This window comes from Streptomyces sp. NPDC001480 (assembly GCF_042894725.1).
Classification (GTDB): Bacteria; Actinomycetota; Actinomycetes; order Streptomycetales; family Streptomycetaceae; genus Streptomyces.
This window is the reverse complement of record NZ_JBIAVX010000014.1, coordinates 16,409-34,866: the sequence shown is the minus strand read 5'-3', so window position 1 is coordinate 34,866 and position 18,458 is coordinate 16,409. Positions and strand designations below refer to the sequence as shown.

General features: G+C 71.0%; 11 protein-coding genes. 6 read left to right on the top strand and 5 right to left on the bottom strand.

Annotation, left to right across the window (positions count from 1 at the left end):
• Nucleotides 1-58 precede the first annotated feature (58 nt).
• The 4 genes from ACFY01_RS31500 (at nt 59) to ACFY01_RS31485 (ending at nt 5,812) form a co-directional block, all read left to right on the top strand.
• On the top strand, nt 59-973 hold the full coding sequence (locus ACFY01_RS31500) for an ABC transporter permease (RefSeq protein WP_390739149.1): 915 nt from the start codon (nt 59-61) through the stop codon (nt 971-973).
• Nucleotides 966-1,811: an ABC transporter ATP-binding protein gene (locus ACFY01_RS31495; RefSeq protein ID WP_390739148.1), complete on the top strand. Its 846-nt coding sequence runs from the start codon at nt 966-968 to the stop codon at nt 1,809-1,811. Before ACFY01_RS31500 ends, ACFY01_RS31495 begins: the two co-directional genes overlap by 8 nt.
• Before the next feature lie 120 nt (nt 1,812-1,931).
• On the top strand, nt 1,932-4,127 hold the full coding sequence (locus ACFY01_RS31490; protein ID WP_390739147.1) for a CDP-glycerol glycerophosphotransferase family protein: 2,196 nt from the start codon (nt 1,932-1,934) through the stop codon (nt 4,125-4,127).
• A complete protein-coding gene (locus ACFY01_RS31485) occupies nt 4,124-5,812 on the top strand; it encodes a glycosyltransferase family 2 protein (protein WP_390739146.1) in 1,689 nt (562 codons plus the stop codon). The genes ACFY01_RS31490 and ACFY01_RS31485 overlap by 4 nt, the downstream gene beginning before the upstream one ends.
• Here the strand turns inward: ACFY01_RS31485 and ACFY01_RS31480 are convergent.
• Together ACFY01_RS31480 and ACFY01_RS31475 are read right to left on the bottom strand one after the other, a co-directional pair.
• On the bottom strand, nt 5,721-7,031 hold the full coding sequence (locus tag ACFY01_RS31480) for a hypothetical protein (RefSeq protein WP_390739145.1): 1,311 nt from the start codon (nt 7,029-7,031) through the stop codon (nt 5,721-5,723). The genes ACFY01_RS31485 and ACFY01_RS31480 overlap by 92 nt on opposite strands.
• A gap of 96 nt (nt 7,032-7,127) precedes the next feature.
• Nucleotides 7,128-12,080 carry an NAD-glutamate dehydrogenase gene (locus tag ACFY01_RS31475; protein WP_390739144.1) on the bottom strand — a complete coding sequence of 1,651 codons (4,953 nt, stop codon included), beginning with the start codon at nt 12,078-12,080 and terminating at the stop codon, nt 7,128-7,130.
• Between the two features lie 588 nt (nt 12,081-12,668).
• Between ACFY01_RS31475 and ACFY01_RS31470 the strand changes: the two genes are divergently transcribed.
• Nucleotides 12,669-13,235 (top strand): DJ-1/PfpI family protein, encoded by a 567-nt coding sequence (locus ACFY01_RS31470; RefSeq protein ID WP_390739143.1) that lies wholly within the window; start codon nt 12,669-12,671, stop codon nt 13,233-13,235.
• Between the two features lie 40 nt (nt 13,236-13,275).
• On the opposite strand, the gene ACFY01_RS31465 is transcribed toward ACFY01_RS31470, so the two are convergent.
• A complete protein-coding gene (locus ACFY01_RS31465; RefSeq protein ID WP_390739142.1) occupies nt 13,276-13,947 on the bottom strand; it encodes an HAD family hydrolase in 672 nt (223 codons plus the stop codon).
• 95 nt (nt 13,948-14,042) lie between these two features.
• The gene (locus tag ACFY01_RS31460; protein ID WP_390739141.1) at nt 14,043-14,555 is read right to left on the bottom strand and encodes a DUF6912 family protein; all 513 of its coding nucleotides are present in this window, start codon (nt 14,553-14,555) and stop codon (nt 14,043-14,045) included.
• A 295-nt stretch (nt 14,556-14,850) separates the two neighbouring features.
• On the opposite strand from ACFY01_RS31460, the gene ACFY01_RS31455 reads away from it, so the two are divergent.
• Nucleotides 14,851-15,297: an Rv3235 family protein gene (locus ACFY01_RS31455; protein ID WP_390739140.1), complete on the top strand. Its 447-nt coding sequence runs from the start codon at nt 14,851-14,853 to the stop codon at nt 15,295-15,297.
• A 133-nt stretch (nt 15,298-15,430) separates the two neighbouring features.
• On the opposite strand, the gene secA is transcribed toward ACFY01_RS31455, so the two are convergent.
• Nucleotides 15,431-18,247 carry a preprotein translocase subunit SecA gene (gene secA, locus ACFY01_RS31450; protein WP_390739139.1) on the bottom strand — a complete coding sequence of 939 codons (2,817 nt, stop codon included), beginning with the start codon at nt 18,245-18,247 and terminating at the stop codon, nt 15,431-15,433.
• Nucleotides 18,248-18,458: the final 211 nt, after the last annotated feature.

Sequence of the window (18,458 nt, the reverse complement as noted above, 5' to 3'; positions counted from 1 at the left end):
CGGACCCGGCGGCAGCCCGGACGCACGCACCCCCTCCCCCCGAACGAAAGCAGCGGATGTGAGCCAGGTCCTCCACACACCGCCCGCGACCCCGGTCCCGGCCGACGACGACCTCGCGGCCCTGGCCGCCCGGCACGGCCTCACGGTCAGCGGCGCCCGCCCCTCCCTGCCCGAGTACGTCCGCCAGCTCTGGGCCCGGCGCCACTTCATCAGCGCCTTCGCCACCGCCAAGCTCACCGCCCAGTACAGCCAGGCGAAGCTCGGCCAGATCTGGCAGGTCATGACCCCCCTGCTGAACGCGGCGGTCTACTACTTCATCTTCGGCGTGCTCCTGAACACCAAGCACGGCGTCCCGGACTACATCCCGTTCCTGGTCACCGGCGTGTTCATCTGGACGTTCACCCAGAGCTCGATCATGGCGGGCACCCGGGCGATCTCCGGCAACCTCGGCCTCGTCCGGGCGCTGCACTTCCCGCGGGCCGCGCTGCCGATCTCGTTCGCGCTCCAGCAGCTCCAGCAGCTGCTGTTCTCGATGGCCGCGCTGGTCGTCATCCTGCTCTGCTTCGGCGTCCCCGTCTCCGCTTCGTGGGTGCTGGCGATCCCGGTGCTGGTGCTCCAGTTCACCTTCAACGCCGGCGTTTCGATGATCATGGCCCGGATGGGTGCGAAAACCCCCGACATCGCCCAGCTGATGCCGTTCATCCTGCGCACCTGGATGTACGTCTCCGGCGTGATGTGGAGCATCGACAAGCTGACCAAGGGCGACCATCTGCCCCACGCGTTGACGATCGCCCTGGAGACCAACCCCGCCGCGGTCTACATCGACCTGATGCGCTTCGCGCTGATCGACAGCTTCCACGCCCACCAGCTGCCCCCGCACGTGTGGGCGGCGGCCACGGGCTGGGCCCTGCTCGCCGGGGTCGGCGGCTTCATCTACTTCTGGAAGGCTGAGGAGACGTACGGCCGTGGCTGACAACACGAGCGACACCCGCATCCCCACCGTCATCGCCGACGGGGTCGACATCGTCTACCGGGTCAACGGCACCGGCGCCGGACGCGGCACCGCCACCGCCGCCCTCAACCGCATGCTGCGCCGCAAGCAGGCCGAGAAGGCGGCGGGCGTCCGCAAGGTGCACGCGGTCAAGAACGTCTCGTTCGTCGCGTACCGGGGTGAGGCGATCGGGCTCATCGGCACCAACGGCTCCGGCAAGTCGACGCTGCTGAAGGCGGTGGCCGGCCTGCTCCCGGTGGAGAACGGCCACATCTACACCGACGGCCAGCCCTCCCTGCTCGGCGTCAACGCCGCCCTGATGAGCGACCTGACCGGCGAGCGGAACGTCTACCTCGGCGGCCTCGCCATGGGCATGTCCCGCGAGCAGATCAAGGAGCGCTACCAGGAGATCGTCGACTTCTCCGGCATCAACGAGAAGGGCGACTTCATCACCCTGCCGATGCGCACCTACTCCTCCGGCATGGCCGCCCGCCTTCGCTTCTCCATCGCCGCCGCCAAGGACCACGACGTCCTCATGATCGACGAGGCGCTGGCCACCGGCGACCGCTCCTTCCAGAAGCGCTCGGAGGAGCGCATCCGCGAGCTGCGCAAGCACGCGGGCACGGTCTTCCTCGTCAGCCACAACAACAAGTCGATCCGCGACACCTGTGACCGGGTGCTGTGGCTGGAGCGCGGCGAGCTGCGCATGGACGGGCCGACGGAGGAGGTCCTCGCCGAGTACGAGGCCTTCACCGGCGACAAGGGCCCCAAGGCCGCGCCGAAGAAGACGCCCCAGCCGAAGCCGCTGCAGACCGCGTAGCCACCGCGGCCGGCAGGACCCCCAGCCGGCGCAACCAGGTCCGCACCTTTCATCCCATTGGTGACATTATGAGATGAAAGGTGTGACCCCGGTGACGTCGAGGCGAAGGAGTCCCCCGCGATGCCCGAGCTCAGCGTCATCGTCCACGGGCCGAACACCCAGGGACACCTGACGGAACTCCTCGACTCCCTGGACGCCCACCCGCTCCCGGACGCCGAGGTCATCGTGGCCGCGGTCGGCGACTGGGCCCGGGAGACCGCCGAGGCGCACTCCCCGGAGACAGTGGTGCTGCCCCTGCCGGCCGGGACGGGCGACGCGGCGGCCCGGGCGGCGGGCGCCGCGCGGGCGTCCGGACGCTGGCTGCACTTCGTCCACGCCAAGGACGGCCTGCCCGTCGGCGCCCCCCGCATGGTCGCCGAGCGCGCCGCCGAACTGCCCGACGAGGTCGACGTCCTCCTCTTCGACCACGTCACCAGCACCTGGCAGACCTCCGGCCGACCCTCCGGCGGCGGCCACCTCCTGGCCCGGGCCGGCCGCGCCGAGCTCCCTCTCGACGAGGCCCCCCACCTGCTGCGCCTCGCCCCGCTGCTCGGCAACCGCGCCCTGCGCGCCGGCTTCTGGCGGGCCCACCAGGAGCGGCTCGGCACCGACGACGAGCCCCGCGCGGCGTACGCGACGCTGCTGCACGCCGGACGGATCGCCTGCCTGAACCAGGTGGCGTACGACGACCGCCGACTGCGCGCCGAGAGCCTGCCCCCCGTCGCCCCCGAGGACCGCTACGCCCTCGTCGACCGCTACGAGACGCTGCTGTCCCTGGCCAAGGACCGCCCCGCCACCCGCGCGGTCCTCTACGACCTCATGGTCCGCGAACTGCTGCGCACCTTCGCCCGCGAGCCCCTGCCCGAGCCGGTGGCCCGGGAGTTCTTCCGCCGGGCCTCCCTGGCGGCGGTCCGCTGGCGCGCGCCGGACCACCACCGCCCGGCCGGCCTGGAGGGCGTCCGCCGCGCCCTGCTCGAAGAGGGCGCCTACACCCGCTACCGCGCCTTCCAGGTGGCCAACCGCACCCGCCGCACGGCGAAGGCGACGCTGCGGACCGGCAGGCGGCGACTGGGCGCCCAGCTCCGCGACCACCAGTACCGCCGGGCCCTCGGCCGCCCGGTCGACCCCCACCTGGCGGTGTTCGCCGCCTACTGGGACCGCGGGGTGGCCTGCAACCCGGCCGCGATCGCCGCGAAGCTCGCCGAACTCGCCCCGCACATCCACCCTGTGTGGGTGGTGACCAAGGAGAACGTGCCGCTCCTGCCGCCCGGCACCGACCACGTCGTCCCCGGCACCCGCCGCTACTGGGAGGTGCTGGCCACGGCCAAGTACCTCACCAACAACGTCAACTTCCCGAACTCGGTGGTCAAACGGCCCGACGCGATCCATCTCCAGACCCACCACGGCACCCCGCTCAAGCGCATGGGCCTGGACCAGATGGAGCACCCGGCCGCCGCCAAGGGCATGGACTTCGCCGCCCTGCTGGCCCGCGTCGACAAGTGGGACTACAGCGTCTCCGCCAACAGCCACTCCACCCGCATGTGGGAGCGCGCCTACCCCGCCCGGTACACGTCCCTCGACCACGGCTATCCGCGCAACGACGTCTTCCACACCTGCGACGCCGGGGGAGTACGGGCCGTCCGCGACCGCCTGGGCATCGCGCCGGGCCGGCGGGCCGTCCTGTACGCCCCCACCCACCGCGACTACGAGGCCGGCTGGACCCCCCGCCTGGACCTGGCGACCCTGGCCGACCGCCTCGGCGAGGACACCGTCCTGCTGGTGCGCGGCCACTACTTCTACGACGGTTCGGCCTCCCCGCTCGCCGGCCTGCGCCGCACCGGGAGGGTCGTCGACGTCTCGGCGTACGACCCGGTCGAGGACCTGTGCCTGGCGGCGGACGCGCTGGTCACGGACTACTCGTCGATCATGTTCGACTACGCCTGCCTCGACCGCCCGATCGTGGTCTACGCCGACGACTGGGAGACGTACGCGACGACCCGCGGCGTCTACTTCGACCTGATGGCCGAACCGCCGGGCCAGGTGGCCCGCACCCAGGAGGAACTGGCGGAGATCCTCACCACGGGAGCCTGGCGGGACGAGGGCGCGACGAAGGCACGGGCCGCCTTCCGGCGCCGCTTCTGCGAGTACGACGACGGGCGCGCCGCCGAGCGCGTCGTGCGGCGGGTCTTCCTCGGCGAGAGCGAGGAATCGCTGCCGCCGGTGGTCCCCGTCGAGGAGCGCACACCGGCGCCGACCCCTGAGGAGGCGGCTTCATGACCCCCGTTGTCCCGACCCCCGTTGCCCCCAGGTACCCCGAACGGCCCGACGCCACGGTGACGGTGATCGTCCACAACGACGCGGCGCGCCTGCCCCGGGCGGTCGCCTCGCTGCGGCGGCAGACCCACCCCGGCATCGAGATCATCATCAGTGACGACCACTCGACGGACGGCACCCCGGCGGTGGCGCGGCGGCTGGCGGCGCAGGACCCCCGTATCCACTACCTCCGGCTGCCGGAGAACAGCGGGGGGTGCAGCGCCCCGCGCAACCGCGCCCTGGAGATCGCCCGTGCGCCGTACGTGATGTTCCTGGACAGCGACGACGAACTGCCCCCGAACGCCGTCGAACTGCTGCTGTCCGCGCACCGCGAGCGCCGGATCGACTTCGCGATGGGCGCGGTGCGGCGCATACGGGCGGACAACGGACACCGTTCGACCTGGATGCCCCACCTGGTGGCCGAGCGCCGCACGGTGCGGGGCATCGAGGCGGACCCCCGCCTGCTGTTCGAGCACCTGGCGACCAGCAAGATGTACGCCCGCTCCTTCCTGGACCGGCACGGCCTGCGCTTCCCCGAGGGCATCCACTACGAGGACCAGCTGTTCTCGGCGCAGGCGTACTGCCTGGCGAAGTCGTTCACGATCATCCCGCAGCCCGTCTACCACTGGTACATAGACCCGAACGCGGACGCCGGCGCCGCCTCGATCTCGAACCAGCGGCACAAACTCACCAACGTCCGCGACCGCGTCCACGTCCAGCGGCTGATCGACGAGTTCCTCACCGAGAGCGGGCACGAGTCGCTGCGGGAGGACAAGGACTACAAGTTCCTCAAGCACGACTTCCGGATGTACGCCGGAGACCTGCCCTACCGGGACGAGGAGTGGCTGGCGTCCTTCGCCCGGATCGTCACCCCGTACCTCGACTCCCTCGAACCCGGCGCGTACGCCCGCCTCCCGCGTCCGGAGCGCGTCGTCCTCCAGCTCGTCCGCGACGGCCGTCTGCCCGAGGCCCGGGAAGCGGCACGGGGCCTCGGCCACGCGGTCGCGCCGAGACAGGTGACACCCGGTCCCGACGGCGACGCCACGTACTGGGGCGACCGCGTCCCGGGGACGATCTGGGCCCGCCGCGAACTGGACGTGACCGATCTGGAGCTGGACGCGCGTCCCTTCCCCAGCGCCCTGTTCCGCCACGAGATAACGGAGCTCACCCCCGGACCCGGCACCTCGCTCGACCTGACGATCCGCACCTACGACCCGGGACTGCGCCTCGCCGTCGGCCCGCAGCGCGCCGCCCTCCTCCTCAGCCCCGGCCGGCGCCGGCTCACCCTCCCCTTCCGCCTCGACCCGGTGCGCCCCGGCGTCTTCGAGGGACGGGTCCGCTTCGACCCGGCCGCCGCGCCGCTGCCCCTGCACGGCTTCGACGGCATCCGCCACCCCGTGCTCCGCATCGCACAGCAGGGCCTCGCCCACACGGGCGTCCTGCTGGCTCCCCCGGCCTTCCCCTCCCGGACCACCCGTACCGCCCACCACCGTCTGACGGTGGAACCCGAGGGCCGCGCCCCGGGCCGCCTCCAGGTGCGCTGGCGGCCCGTCGGCGTCACCGCCCACCTGATCCGCCCGGTCGCCCGCGGGATCGCCCGCCCGACGGTGCGACGGGCGGCGCGGCTGGTGGCCGGCGTGCTGAGGTAGACCCGGCCGGGCCGGGCGACGCCGTGCTCCCCCCTTCCGGGGCCGGACGCCACAGCCGGTCGAGTGCCAGCGGCACGCCGATCACGGGGATCAGCCACACCGGGACGTACAACCGGTCCAGTTCGATCGCGAGCGGGTGCGCCACCGTCGTCGCGACCCCGGTGAGGCCCATGGCGATCACGCACAGGGCGACCGGCACCGAGCGCCGCCACACGCCCCAGGCCCCCACCGCGAGCAGGAGGAGCAGCATGGGGGCCAGGGCCTCCTTCTGGAACCACTGCCACCAGTAGTCGTGGTCGAGGCGGGCGAGGGCCCGCCACGGGTCGGCGATCTCGGGCCGGGTCCAGTGCAGGGTGAAGGTGTCCTGGAGCGAGTCGGTGATGCCGGGCAGGTCCAGGGCCTTGCCCAGGGCCGGTGCGGCCAGTGTGCCGCCCGCCGAGAGCCCGGCCAGCACATGGGTGCCGCGGTGCCGGGTGCGGCGGACGAAGAGCAGCGAGGCGCACGCGGCGGCCGCCAGGAAGGGGGCCACCAGCAGGAAGCTGGAGTACTTGACGGCGAGTCCGAGTGCGAAGGCGCCGGTGAACAGCGCGGCTCCGGGCAGGACGCGGCGTTGCAGCAGCCACACCGAGGCGAGCAGCAGCGCGGTCATCAGGGCGAGGGCCGGACCCTCGGTGAGCGGCCGGCCGCCCCAGGAGGCGAGGGGGGTCACGTAGTAGAGGACCTGGCCGAGTACGGCGGCGGGAGGCGGTGCCCGCAGTGCGCGCAGCAGCAGGTACACGAGGTATCCGGCGAGCGTGGTGAACGCGAGTGCGACCAGGGTGAGTCCGGGCTTGGCGCCGAGCAGCGCCACGAAGGGGGCGGCGATCAGCGGGTAGGCGGGCCGGGTGTGGAAGATCCGCTCGTAGCGCGGGTCGGTGGGCGCGAGACCGCCCGCGTACTTCTTCTCGCACGCGGCCGCGTACTGGGCCTCGCGGCCCGGTCCGCGGAACTTCAGCTGGTCGAGCATGCGGTTGCGGTGGACCAGCTTGGCCGTGTCCTCGCAGTAGGCGGCGACGGCCTTGCGGGTGGCCGTGTGCGGGGAGTCGCCGAGGAACTCGTACGCCTCGCGGGCGTAGCGGTAGGAGTCGTTGGAGAAGCGGGTGGCCGGGTAGCCGAAGACGTGCAGCAGCACGAAGGCCGCCGCGACGAGCGCCGGGACCGCCCGGGGGTGCGCTGTCACACAGCAGACCTTAGTCCGAAATGTCCCGATCAGCAGGGGGCGCCCCGAGCCTGCTCCGGCTCGGGGCGCCCCCTGCTGTCGTACGCCTGCGTACGCCTACGAGTGCGTGCGCAGCAGCGTCCGCATGGTCCGCATCGCCACCGACAGGTTGGCGAGGTCGAAGGTCTCCGAGCCGCGGATCTCCTCCAGGGTGGTCCGCGCCCGGCTCAGGATCGCCGTGTTCTTCTGCTCCCAGGCCTTGAAGCGCTGCTCGGGAGTCGAGGTGCCGTTGCCGACGGCGAGGACGTCCGCGGTGAGGGCCGCGTGGGCCGCGTACAGGTCCTCACGGATGGACGCGCGGGCCATGGACTGCCAGCGGTCCGCGCGGGGCAGCTCGATGATGCGGTCCATGAGCCGGGTGATGCCGAGGCGGTCGGCGAGGTCGTAGTAGACCTCGGCGACGTCCAGCGGCTCCTTGCCCATGCGGTCCGCCACCGAGACGATGTCCAGCGTCGGGAAGGCCGAGGAGAACCCGGCCACCCGCGTCGCCAGCTCGTCCGGGACACCGGCCGCGGCCAGCTCGTCGTACACGTGCTGGTACCACTCCAGGTCCTCGCCGCGCAGCAGCTTGGGCAGCTGCTGCCAGACCTGCTCGACCCGCTCGGCGAAGAACTCGACGGTCTCGGCGAGCTGAAGCGGCTGCGGCCGGTTGTTCAGCAGCCAGCGCGTGCCGCGCTCGACCAGACGGCGCGAGTGCAGGCGGATACGGGTCTGGACGTCGGCGTCGACCTGGTTGTCGAGCGCCTCGACCGCGTCCCACACCGGCGCCGAGCTGAAGATCGCACGAGCCACGGTCTGCGCCCGGACGATCTCCTCCAGGGAAGCCCCGGTCTCCTCGCGCAGCCGGTGCAGATACGTCGTACCGCCCGTGTTGACCGTGTCGTTGACCAGCACGGTCGTGGTGATCTCGCGGTTCAGCGGGTGGCCGTCGATCCGGTCGGCGAACTGCTCGCGCAGCGCGGCCGGGAAGTACGCGTGCAGCAGGCCGCGCAGGTACGGGTCGTCCGGCAGCGAGGTGTGCAGCAGCTCCTCGGCGACCGTGATCTTCGTGTAGGCCAGCAGGACGGCCGTCTCCGGGCTGGTCAGGCCGTGGCCCTGGGTCAGCCGCTCGCGGATCTGGCGGTCGGTGGGCAGGAACTCCAGCGCCCGGTCGAGGTGGCCCTCACGCACCAGGTGGCGGATGAAGCGCTGCTGGGCGTTGAGCATGTCCTTGGACTGGGCCAGCGCGTTGGCGATGGCCGTGTTCTGCGCGTAGTTGTTGCGCAGGACCAGACGGCCGACCTCGTCGGTCATCTCGGCGAGCAGCTTGTTGCGCTGCTTGACGGTCATGTCGCCGTCCGCGACCAGGCCGTTGAGCAGGATCTTGATGTTCACCTCGTGGTCGGAGGTGTCCACGCCGGCGCTGTTGTCGATCGCGTCGGTGTTGATCTTGCCGCCCTGCATCGCGAACTCGATGCGGCCCAGCTGGGTCAGGCCCAGGTTGCCGCCCTCGCCGACGACCTTGACGCGCAGGTCGGCGCCGTCGACGCGGATGGCGTCGTTGGCCTTGTCGCCGACGTCCGTGTTGGACTCGCCGGCCGCCTTGACGTACGTGCCGATGCCGCCGTTCCACAGCAGGTCCACCGGGGCCTTGAGGATCGCCTTCATCAGGTCGGCCGGGGTCAGCTTGGTGACCTTGCCCTCGATGCCGAGCGCCTCGCGGATGTGCGCGTTGACCGGGATGGCCTTGGCGCTGCGCGGGAACACGCCGCCGCCCGCCGACAGCAGGTCGGTGTTGTAGTCCTCCCAGCTGGAGCGGGGCAGTTCGAACAGCCGGCGCCGCTCGGCGTAGGAGACGGCCGCGTCGGGGTTCGGGTCGATGAAGATGTGCCGGTGGTCGAAGGCGGCGACCAGCCGGATGTGCTCGCTCAGCAGCATGCCGTTGCCGAACACGTCACCGGACATGTCACCGATGCCGACGACCGTGAAGTCCTGGGTCTGGGTGTCCACGCCCAGCTCCCGGAAGTGCCGCTTGACGGACTCCCAGGCACCGCGGGCGGTGATGCCCATGCCCTTGTGGTCGTAGCCCGCGCTGCCGCCGGAGGCGAAGGCGTCACCGAGCCAGAAGTCGTACGCCTGGGCGACCTCGTTGGCGATGTCGGAGAACGTCGCCGTGCCCTTGTCGGCCGCGACCACGAGGTAGGTGTCGTCCTCGTCGTGCCGCACGACGTCCCGCGGCGGCACGACCTCGCCGGCCACCATGTTGTCGGTGATGTCCAGCAGCGCCGAGATGAACGTCTTGTAGCTGGCGATGCCCTCCGCCAGCCACGCGTCGCGGTCCACGCTCGGGTCCGGCAGCTGCTTGGCGACGAAGCCGCCCTTGGCGCCCACCGGCACGATGACGGTGTTCTTCACCATCTGCGCCTTGACCAGGCCGAGGATCTCCGTACGGAAGTCCTCACGCCGGTCCGACCAGCGCAGGCCGCCCCGGGCGACCTTGCCGAAGCGCAGGTGCACGCCCTCGACCCGCGGCGAGTACACCCAGATCTCGTACGCCGGGCGCGGCGCCGGCAGGTCGGGGATGGCCTGCGGGTCGAACTTCATGGAGACGTAGCTGTGCGGCTCGCCGCCGCGGGTCTCCTGGAAGAAGTTGGTGCGCAGCGTCGCCTTGATGACGGTGAGGAAGGAACGCAGGATGCGGTCCTCGTCGAGGCTCGCCACCTGGTCCAGGGCCGCGTCGAGCTCCTCGAGCAGGGCTTCGACGATCTCCAGCCCGGCGCGCTGCCGGTCCGGCGACATCCGCGCCTCGAACAGGGAGATGAGCAGCCGGGTGGTGTGGACGTTGTTGCGGAGGGTGTCCTCCATGTAGTCCTGGCTGAAAGTGGAGCCCGCCTGCCGCAGGTACTTGGCGTACGCGCGCAGCACCATCGCCTGCCGCCAGGTCAGGCCGGCGCTCAGCACGAGGGCGTTGAAGCCGTCGTTCTCCGCGCGGCCGGTCCAGGTGGCCGCGAAGGCGTCCTGGAAGCGCTCACGGCCGTCGTCGCCGCGGTACTCCGCGCCGCCGCCCGCCACCTTGGGCATGCGCAGCCCGAAGTCGTAGATCCACGCGGTCGTCCGGTCCGCGCAGCGCAGTTCGTACGGCCGCTCGTCGGTGACCTCGACACCGAGCCGGCTCAGCACCGGCAGCACGTGGGAGAGGGAGACCGTGCCGCCCTTCTGGTAGATCTTGAACCGGCGCTCCTCGGGCGCGGCGCCCACCGGCTCGTACAGGCTCAGCGAGAACGTCTTGTCCTCGCTCAGCCGCTCCAGGTGGACGAGGTCTGCGACCGCGGCGCGCGGGCTGTGGTCGGCCTTGTAGCCCTCGGGGAAGGCGTTGTAGTAGCGGCGCAGCACCTCGGCCGCGTACTCCTCGCCGCACTCGGCGGTCAGCGCCTCGGCGAACGCGTCGGCCCAGGAGCGGGCCGCCTCCACCAGGCGGGCCTCGATGCGGTCCTTGTCGCTGTCGCTGAGCTCCGGCAGCTCGGTGCCCTGCGGGACACGGACGACGAAGTGCAGCCGGGACAGGATCGACTCGGTGTTCCAGGCCGTGAAGTCGACGCTGGTGCCGCCCAGCTCCTCCTTCAGGATGTCGATGATCCGCAGCCGGACGCCGGTGGTGTAGCGGTCGCGGGGCAGGTAGACCAGCGCGGAGTAGTAGCGGCCGTACTCGTCCTGCCGCAGGTAGAGCCGGAGCCGCCGGCGCTCCTGGAGGTACAGCACCGACGTGACGATGGACTGGAGCTCGGCGACCGGGGTCTGGAAGAGCTCGTCGCGCGGGTAGGTCTCCATGATCTGGAGCAGGTCGCGGCCGTCGTGGCTGTTGGACGAGAACCCGGCGCGCTCCAGGACCTCGTCGACCTTGCGGCGGATCACCGGGACCCGGCGGACGGACTCGGTGTAGGCGGCGGAGGAGAACAGGCCGAGGAAGCGGCGCTCGCCGACGACATTGCCGTCCGCGTCGAACTTCTTGACGCCGATGTAGTCCAGGTAGGACGGCCGGTGCACGGTGGCACGGCTGTTGGCCTTGGTCAGCACCAGCAGCTTGTGCTCGCGGGCCTTGGCCCGGGCGTCGGCCGGGAGCCGCTCGAAGGACGGGCTGACGGGGTGCTGCTCGTCGCTGGAGTGGTGCGGGTCCGAGCGCAGTATGCCGAGCCCGGTGCCGGGGACCGCGGCCAGGGAGTCGTCCCCGCGCAGCTGGTACTCGCGGTAGCCGAGGAAGGTGAAGTGGTCGGCGGCCAGCCAGCGCAGCAGCTCGCGGGCCTCCTCGACCTCGGGCTCGGCGAGATCACCGGGAACGGGCTCGTCCGGCAGGCCCTCGGCCATGCGCAGCGCCGCGTCCCGCATCTTCTCCCAGTCCTCGACGGCCTCGCGGACGTCGGACAGCACGCGCACCAGGTCGGAGGTGATCTGCTTGAGGTCGGCGCGGTCGGTCTCGCGGTCGGTCTCGACGTGGATCCAGGACTCGACGTGCGCGTCGTGCGGGAGCTCGCCGTCGGCGGGCGGGGTCGGCAGCACCTCGATGAGCTTGCCGGTGACGTCGCGCCGGACGACGAACTGCGGGTGGATGACGACGTGGATGCCGCGTCCCTGCCGGGTCAGCTCATTGGTGACCGAGTCGACGAGGAACGGCATGTCGTCGGTGACGACCTCGACGACGGTGTGGCTGCACGTCCACCCGTTCTCCTCGACGGTCGGGGTGTGGACCCGCACGTTGGCCGTGCCCTGGGGGCGGTTCTCGGCCAGGCGGTAGTGCGAGACCGCGGCTCCGAAGACATCGACCGGATCGCGGTCGGTGAGGTCCTCGGGGGCGGTGTGCAGGTAGTAGCGCTGGAGGAACGCGAGCATGGATTCCTGGTCCGGGCTGCCCGGCGTGCCCGGAATGCCCTCGCCCGTGATCCCAGTCGGTAGGTGCCCCCCGACCGGGCTGTTCTCAGCTACCCGAGCAGCCCTCTCGAGCAGCTCGGCCTTGGCTTCGTCCAGCTTGGTCTGCATTGTCCTCTGGCTCCTGTCGCGCGCCGTTGCGTGACGTAGAAGGAAGTACGGCCTCTTTCCTTCCGGCTCGCCGCCACGGCCCGGGGTGTCCGGTCCGATCCGACGCTATGCCGCAAGGTGAGAGGAGCGGGGGGTAATCAGCCATTCTCGGCGCGCCCGACGGGTGTGACGCTGCTCTCGGCGGCGTCTTTCCCCGGGGAGCGCGCGGCGCCTCGGGGACCCTTGCGCCCCCGTCCCGCCCGCGAGGACCAGCGACTGCCGCCCGGCCACGGATGTCGTCCGTGTGCTCCGGGCGCAGGGCGAAGGCACCGGTGCCTCCGCGAACTATCGCGCTGATCACGCCACAAGGCTATCGCTCCTGACCGGGGGCCCGTCATGAGCCGTATGTGTACAAATCCCGGGGTGGAAGTTTGACGTTATGCACAGGGGTGGAGACGGCCGGGAAGGCGTATCCGCGGCCCTCCGGGGCGCGCGCGGTCCGTCAGGGAAGTGTCTCCCCGGAAAGCGGCGGGTCCTCTTGGCAACCGGGCTCATCGGAGGGACGTTTGCCGTAGACAGGGATTGTCCTCCCGAGAGGAGCCGCCCGACATGACCGCCAAGATCCTCATCGTCACCGGCGATGCAGCGGAGTCACTGGAGGTCCTGTACCCCTACCAGCGCCTCCGCGAGGAGGGCTACGAGGTCCACATCGCCGCCCCCACCCGCAAGCAGCTGCGATTCGTCGTCCACGACTTCGAACCCGGATTCGACACGTACACCGAGAAGCCCGGCTACACCTGGCCCGCCGACCTCGCCTTCTCCGAGGTCGACCCCGGCCAGTACGTCGCCGTCGTCATCCCCGGCGGCCGCGCTCCCGAGTATCTGCGCAACGATCCCGAGGTCCGCAAGATCCTCAAGTCGTTCTTCGACACCGACAAGCCGGTCGCCCAGATCTGCCACGGCCCGCTGCTGACCGCCGCCACGGACAGCCTCAGCGGCCGCCGCGTCACCGCCTACCCCGCCCTCGAACTCGACATGCAGGCCGCCGGCGCCACCTTCCAGGACGCCGAGGCGGTCGTCGACGGCACCCTCGTCTCCGCCCGGGCCTGGCCGGACCACTCCGGCTGGATGCGGGAGTTCCTGAAGGTGCTGCGCGCGAAGGCGCCGGTGACCTGAACCGACGTGTGCGCGAGGCGGGGTCGGCCGGTCGGCGAGTTCAGGCCGCCAGCCGCTCCGCCTCCGCCACAGCCTCCGCGAGCGTGTCCACCACGGGCACGCCCACCTCCTCCAGGCTGGCCCGGCTGTGCGACCCCCCGGTGTACAGCACGGCCCCCGCCCCGACGTACCGCGCCGCCACCGCGTCGTCCGCCGCGTCCCCGATCACCACCGTACGCGCGGGCTCGACCCCCGCCCCGCCCAGCGCCTCCAGATGCCGCACCATGTGCTCGGCCTTGCTGCCCCCGGACGGCCCGGTCCGCCCCTCCACCCGGATGAAGTGCGCCTCGATCCCGAACCCGCGCACCAGCGGCACCAGTTCGTCGTGCACGTACATGCTCAGCAGTGACTGGCTGCGCCCCGCCGACCGCCACGCCGTCAGCAGGTCCACCACGCCCTCGGTCAGCCCGCACCGCACCCGGTGCTCGGTGTAGTACCGGTGGAAGATGTCGTCCATGACCTCCCACTCGGCGTCGGTCGGCAGTCTCCCCAGCAGCCGCTCGTAGAACCTGGGCACCGGCACGCAGTACAGGGACCGGTACTGCTCCAGTGTGATCGGCGCCAGCCCCAGCTCGCCGAACGCCGCGTTCGTCGCCCCGATGATCGCGTCGTTGTCATGGAACAGCGTCCCGTTCCAGTCCCAGACGATGTGCGCGCTTGAGTGCATCCCCATGCCCGAAAACGTACCCGCCGCCACTGACAATCATGGAACCGGCGGGCGATCCCGCAGGTCACAGCGGTTGCTTAGGTTGCTTCGGTTGCTTTCGCTTACCCGAGCCCCACCAGGTTCGGGATCTCCTGCGTCGCGAACCACAGCAGTTCGTGGTCCTCGGCCCCGTCCACGACGAACTGCGCGTCGTCGTCGCCGCCGTCCGCCGCCTCGACCGCCCCGGCCGCGGCCGCCACGTCCGCCTCAGCGTCGTCCGCGTCCACGTGTACCGCCGCCGCCTTGGCCAGCCGTACCGGCCCGGCCACCCGCACCTCGCCGAGCGCCGCCGGGTCGAGCCCGCGGTCCGGGTCGGCGGCGGCCGCGCCGTCGGGCACGTCGACGGCGACCACGACACGCCGCCGCGCCGTGTCCGGCTCCGCGGCCAGCAGGCGCAGGGACGCCAGTGCGGCCCGGCTCAGCGCCGCGTACTCCAGTTCCTCGATGTCGTCGGAGAGATACCACTCGCGCAGCCCGGGCGTGACCGCGTAGGCGACGAGCGGGCCGCTCCCCAGCTCACCCGTCTTGTGGGCCTCGGCGAGCCCGGAGAGGGTCAGGGGGACGTAGACGCGCATACTGGCCGCTCTTTCGGTCGGAGGCTCCGCTGAGGCTCTTCAGGATACGTGTGGAGTCCTCTTTCGGGTTCCCGCCCACGGCATGCCGGACGTCCACCCGGCGTCCCGCGACTCACCCGGGTCTGCCCCGGCGCCACGGGGTTCCCCGCCGTGCCGGCCACTCGGATAGGTGAACCTCCCGGCCCTTCGACACCGGCCGGCACCTTCCTTGCCGACGCCGTCCTCGGGCCCGTACAAGATCCCCACCAGCAAGTTACCGCCCGGTACCCGCCGGGCCCGCCGAACGGGGTCTTCCATGAACAAGGTCATGACCAGGGCAGCGGCACAGCACCGTCCCGGCACCCGCCCCCCGAACCGCCGCGACCCCCGCCGCCCCGGCGGCACCCCGCCCCGCAACCCGGCCACGGCGGCCTCTCCGCGGCCCCGCCCCACCGACCTCTTCGCCGACCGTCTCCTCGCCGTGCTGAGTGGCCGGCGCCCCGTCCACTGGATGCTCCGGCACACCGTCGGCCGCGCGTACGACGACCTGGCCCGGCTCGCCGAAGCCGGCACCCTGCGCACCCGCGGCACCCGTCCCGTCGTCCGCGACATCGGCTACTACGTCCCCCGTCCCGGCGCCGTCGAGGCCTTCGCCCGCATCGGCGCCGGCGACCAGCTCCGCGCCCTCGCCTTCCGCCTGGAACAGGGCCCCGACCTCCGCTGGCGCTGCACGGCGGTGGAACTGGGCGGGCCGCGCACCTGAGGCGCCACCTGAGGGCGCCGGCGGAGGGGCAGGGGTGCGGCGGGGGGCGGCCGGGGCAGCATGCCGAAGGGCCGGGCACCCCGAGGGGTTCCCGGCCCTTACCACCGTCAAGGCGCCGCAGGCGCCCGCGCGGTCACTTCTTGCGGCGACGGCCCGACTTGGCCTGCTTGCGCCGCTCGGCGCGGGTGAGGCCGTCGGCCTCGGAGCGCACGGGCTCCTCGTCGGTGGCGAAGTCGCCCTCGACCACGCCACCCTCGCCGTCCACGGTCGGCGCGGAGAAGTGCAGCTCGCGTCGCTGCGGGGCGTCCAGCCCCTTGGCGCGGATCTCGGGACGGGCGCCGGCCTGCGCCGGAACCGTGTCCTGCGGCTGCTTCTCCATCGACGGCTTGGCGTCCTCGACCGGGACCTCCTCGACCTGCTGCTCGACCTGGACCTCCAGGTTGAACAGGTAGCCGACGGACTCCTCCTTGATGCCGTCCATCATGGCCTGGAACATGTCGAAGCCCTCGCGCTGGTACTCGACCAGCGGGTCCTTCTGCGCCATCGCGCGCAGGCCGATGCCCTCCTGGAGGTAGTCCATCTCGTAGAGGTGCTCGCGCCACTTGCGGTCCAGGACCGACAGCACGACCCGGCGCTCCAGCTCACGCATGATCTCGGAGCCGAGCTGCGCCTCACGGGCCTCGTACTGCTCGCGGATGTCGTCCTTGATGGACTCGGCGATGAACTCGGCGGTCAGCCCGGCCCGGTCGCCGGCCGCCTCCTCCAGCTCGTCGATGGTGATCCGCACCGGGTAGAGCTGCTTGAAGGCACCCCACAGCCGGTCCAGGTCCCAGTCCTCGGCGAAGCCCTCGGCGGTCTCCGCGCCGACGTACGCGTCGATGGTGTCGTCCATGAAGTGCTGCACCTGCTCCTGGAGGTCCTCGCCCTCCAGGACGCGGCGCCGCTCGCCGTAGATGACCTCACGCTGGCGGTTGAGCACCTCGTCGTACTTCAGGACGTTCTTACGGGTCTCGAAGTTCTGCTGCTCGACCTGCGACTGCGCGGACGCGATCGCGCGCGTGACCATCTTGTTCTCGATCGGCACGTCGTCCGGCACGTTCGCCATGGACATCACGCGCTCGACCATCTGGGCCTTGAACAGCCGCATCAGGTCGTCGCCGAGGGAGAGGTAGAAACGGGACTCACCGGGGTCGCCCTGACGGCCGGAACGACCGCGCAGCTGGTTGTCGATCCGGCGCGACTCGTGCCGCTCGGTGCCCAGCACGTACAGGCCGCCGAGCTCCTCGACCTCTTCCTTCTCGGCCTTGACCGCCTGCTCGGCCTTCTCCAGGGCGGCGGGCAGGGCGTGCGCCCACTCCTCGATGTGCTCCTCGGGGTCGAGGCCGCGCTGGCGCAGCTCCGCCTCGGCGAGGTCCTCGGGGTTGCCGCCGAGCTTGATGTCCGTACCACGGCCGGCCATGTTCGTGGCGACCGTGACCGCGCCCTTGCGGCCGGCCTGGGCGACGATCGTCGCCTCACGGTCGTGCTGCTTGGCGTTGAGCACCTCGTGCTGGATGCCGCGCTTGCTGAGCTGCTGCGAGAGGTACTCGGACTTCTCGACCGAGGTGGTGCCGACCAGGATCGGCTGGCCCTTCTCGTGCTTCTCGGCGATGTCGTCGACGACCGCCTCGAACTTGGCGACCTCGGTGCGGTAGATCAGGTCCGACTGGTCCATGCGGACCATCGGCTTGTTCGTGGGGATCGGGACCACGCCGAGCTTGTAGATCTGGTGGAACTCGGCGGCCTCGGTCATCGCCGTACCGGTCATGCCGGAGAGCTTCTTGTAGAGGCGGAAGAAGTTCTGGAGGGTGATCGTGGCGAGCGTCTGGTTCTCGTCCTTGATGTCCACCCCTTCCTTCGCCTCGATCGCCTGGTGCATGCCCTCGTTGTAGCGGCGGCCGGCGAGGATACGGCCGGTGTGCTCGTCGACGATCATGACCTCGCCGTCGATGACGACGTAGTCCTTGTCCTTCTTGAAGAGCTCCTTGGCCTTGATGGCGTTGTTCAGGTAGCCCACCAGCGGGGTGTTCACCGACTCGTAGAGGTTGTCGATGCCCAGCCAGTCCTCGACCTTCGAGACGCCGGCCTCGTGGATGGCGACCGTGCGCTTCTTCTCGTCGACGTCGTAGTCGCCGGTCTCCTCCAGGCCCTTGAGCGGGTTGCCGGCCTCGCCCTTCTTCAGGCGCGTGACCAGCTTGGCGAAGTCGCCGTACCACTTGGTGGCCTGGTCGGCCGGGCCGGAGATGATCAGCGGCGTACGGGCCTCGTCGACGAGGATGGAGTCGACCTCGTCGACGATGGCGAAGTTGTGGCCGCGCTGGACGAGCTCGTCCTTCGACCACGCCATGTTGTCACGCAGGTAGTCGAAGCCGAACTCGTTGTTCGTGCCGTACGTGATGTCGCACTCGTACTGCTCGCGGCGCTGGGCCGGCGTCATGTTGGCCAGGATGCAGCCGACGCTCAGGCCCAGGAACTTGTGGACGCGGCCCATCATCTCGGAGTCGCGCTCGGCCAGGTAGTCGTTCACCGTGATCAGGTGGACGCCGTCACCGGACAGGGCGTTCAGGTACGCGGGCAGCGTGCCGACGAGGGTCTTGCCCTCACCGGTCTTCATCTCGGCCACGTACCCGAGGTGCAGGGCGGCGCCGCCCATCATCTGCACGTCGTAGTGCCGCTGGCCGAGGACGCGCTTGGCGGCCTCGCGCACGGTGGCGAACGCCTCGGGGAGCAGGTCGTCCAGGGTCTCACCATCGGCGTACCGCTGCTTGTACTCCTCTGTGAGGGCTCGCAGATCGGCGTCGGAGAGGTCGACGAAGTCCTCTTCGATGGAGTTGACCTGGTCCGCGATGCGGTGCAGCTTGCGCAGGATCTTGCCTTCGCCTGCACGCATGATCTTCGAGAGGACGGACACGGGGGCTGGTCTCCTTGCCGGTCGGGCCTGGGACGGTCGGTTTCCATTGGACGTACTGAGCAACGGCCATCGTATGCGAGGACCCGGCCACGCCGGGAGGCCTGGCGGCGCGAGGGCTGTTCCCATAGGGGACAACGGCCGGGCCACGCGGATAGTGCCGCATCGTCGCACGGAATTGCGCGAAATGTGATCACGCGCTCACGCACGGCAT

Excerpts from the sequence above, each read along its gene's own strand:
- ACFY01_RS31475 (WP_390739144.1), bottom strand. The coding sequence starts at position 12,080 with ATGCAGACCAAGCTGGACGAAGCCAAGGCCGAGCTGCTCGAGAGGGCT.
- ACFY01_RS31470 (WP_390739143.1), top strand. The coding sequence starts at position 12,669 with ATGACCGCCAAGATCCTCATCGTCACCGGCGATGCAGCGGAGTCACTG.
- ACFY01_RS31465 (WP_390739142.1), bottom strand. The coding sequence starts at position 13,947 with ATGGGGATGCACTCAAGCGCGCACATCGTCTGGGACTGGAACGGGACG.
- ACFY01_RS31485 (WP_390739146.1), top strand. The coding sequence starts at position 4,124 with ATGACCCCCGTTGTCCCGACCCCCGTTGCCCCCAGGTACCCCGAACGG.
- ACFY01_RS31460 (WP_390739141.1), bottom strand. The coding sequence starts at position 14,555 with ATGCGCGTCTACGTCCCCCTGACCCTCTCCGGGCTCGCCGAGGCCCAC.
- ACFY01_RS31490 (WP_390739147.1), top strand. The coding sequence starts at position 1,932 with ATGCCCGAGCTCAGCGTCATCGTCCACGGGCCGAACACCCAGGGACAC.
- ACFY01_RS31455 (WP_390739140.1), top strand. The coding sequence starts at position 14,851 with ATGAACAAGGTCATGACCAGGGCAGCGGCACAGCACCGTCCCGGCACC.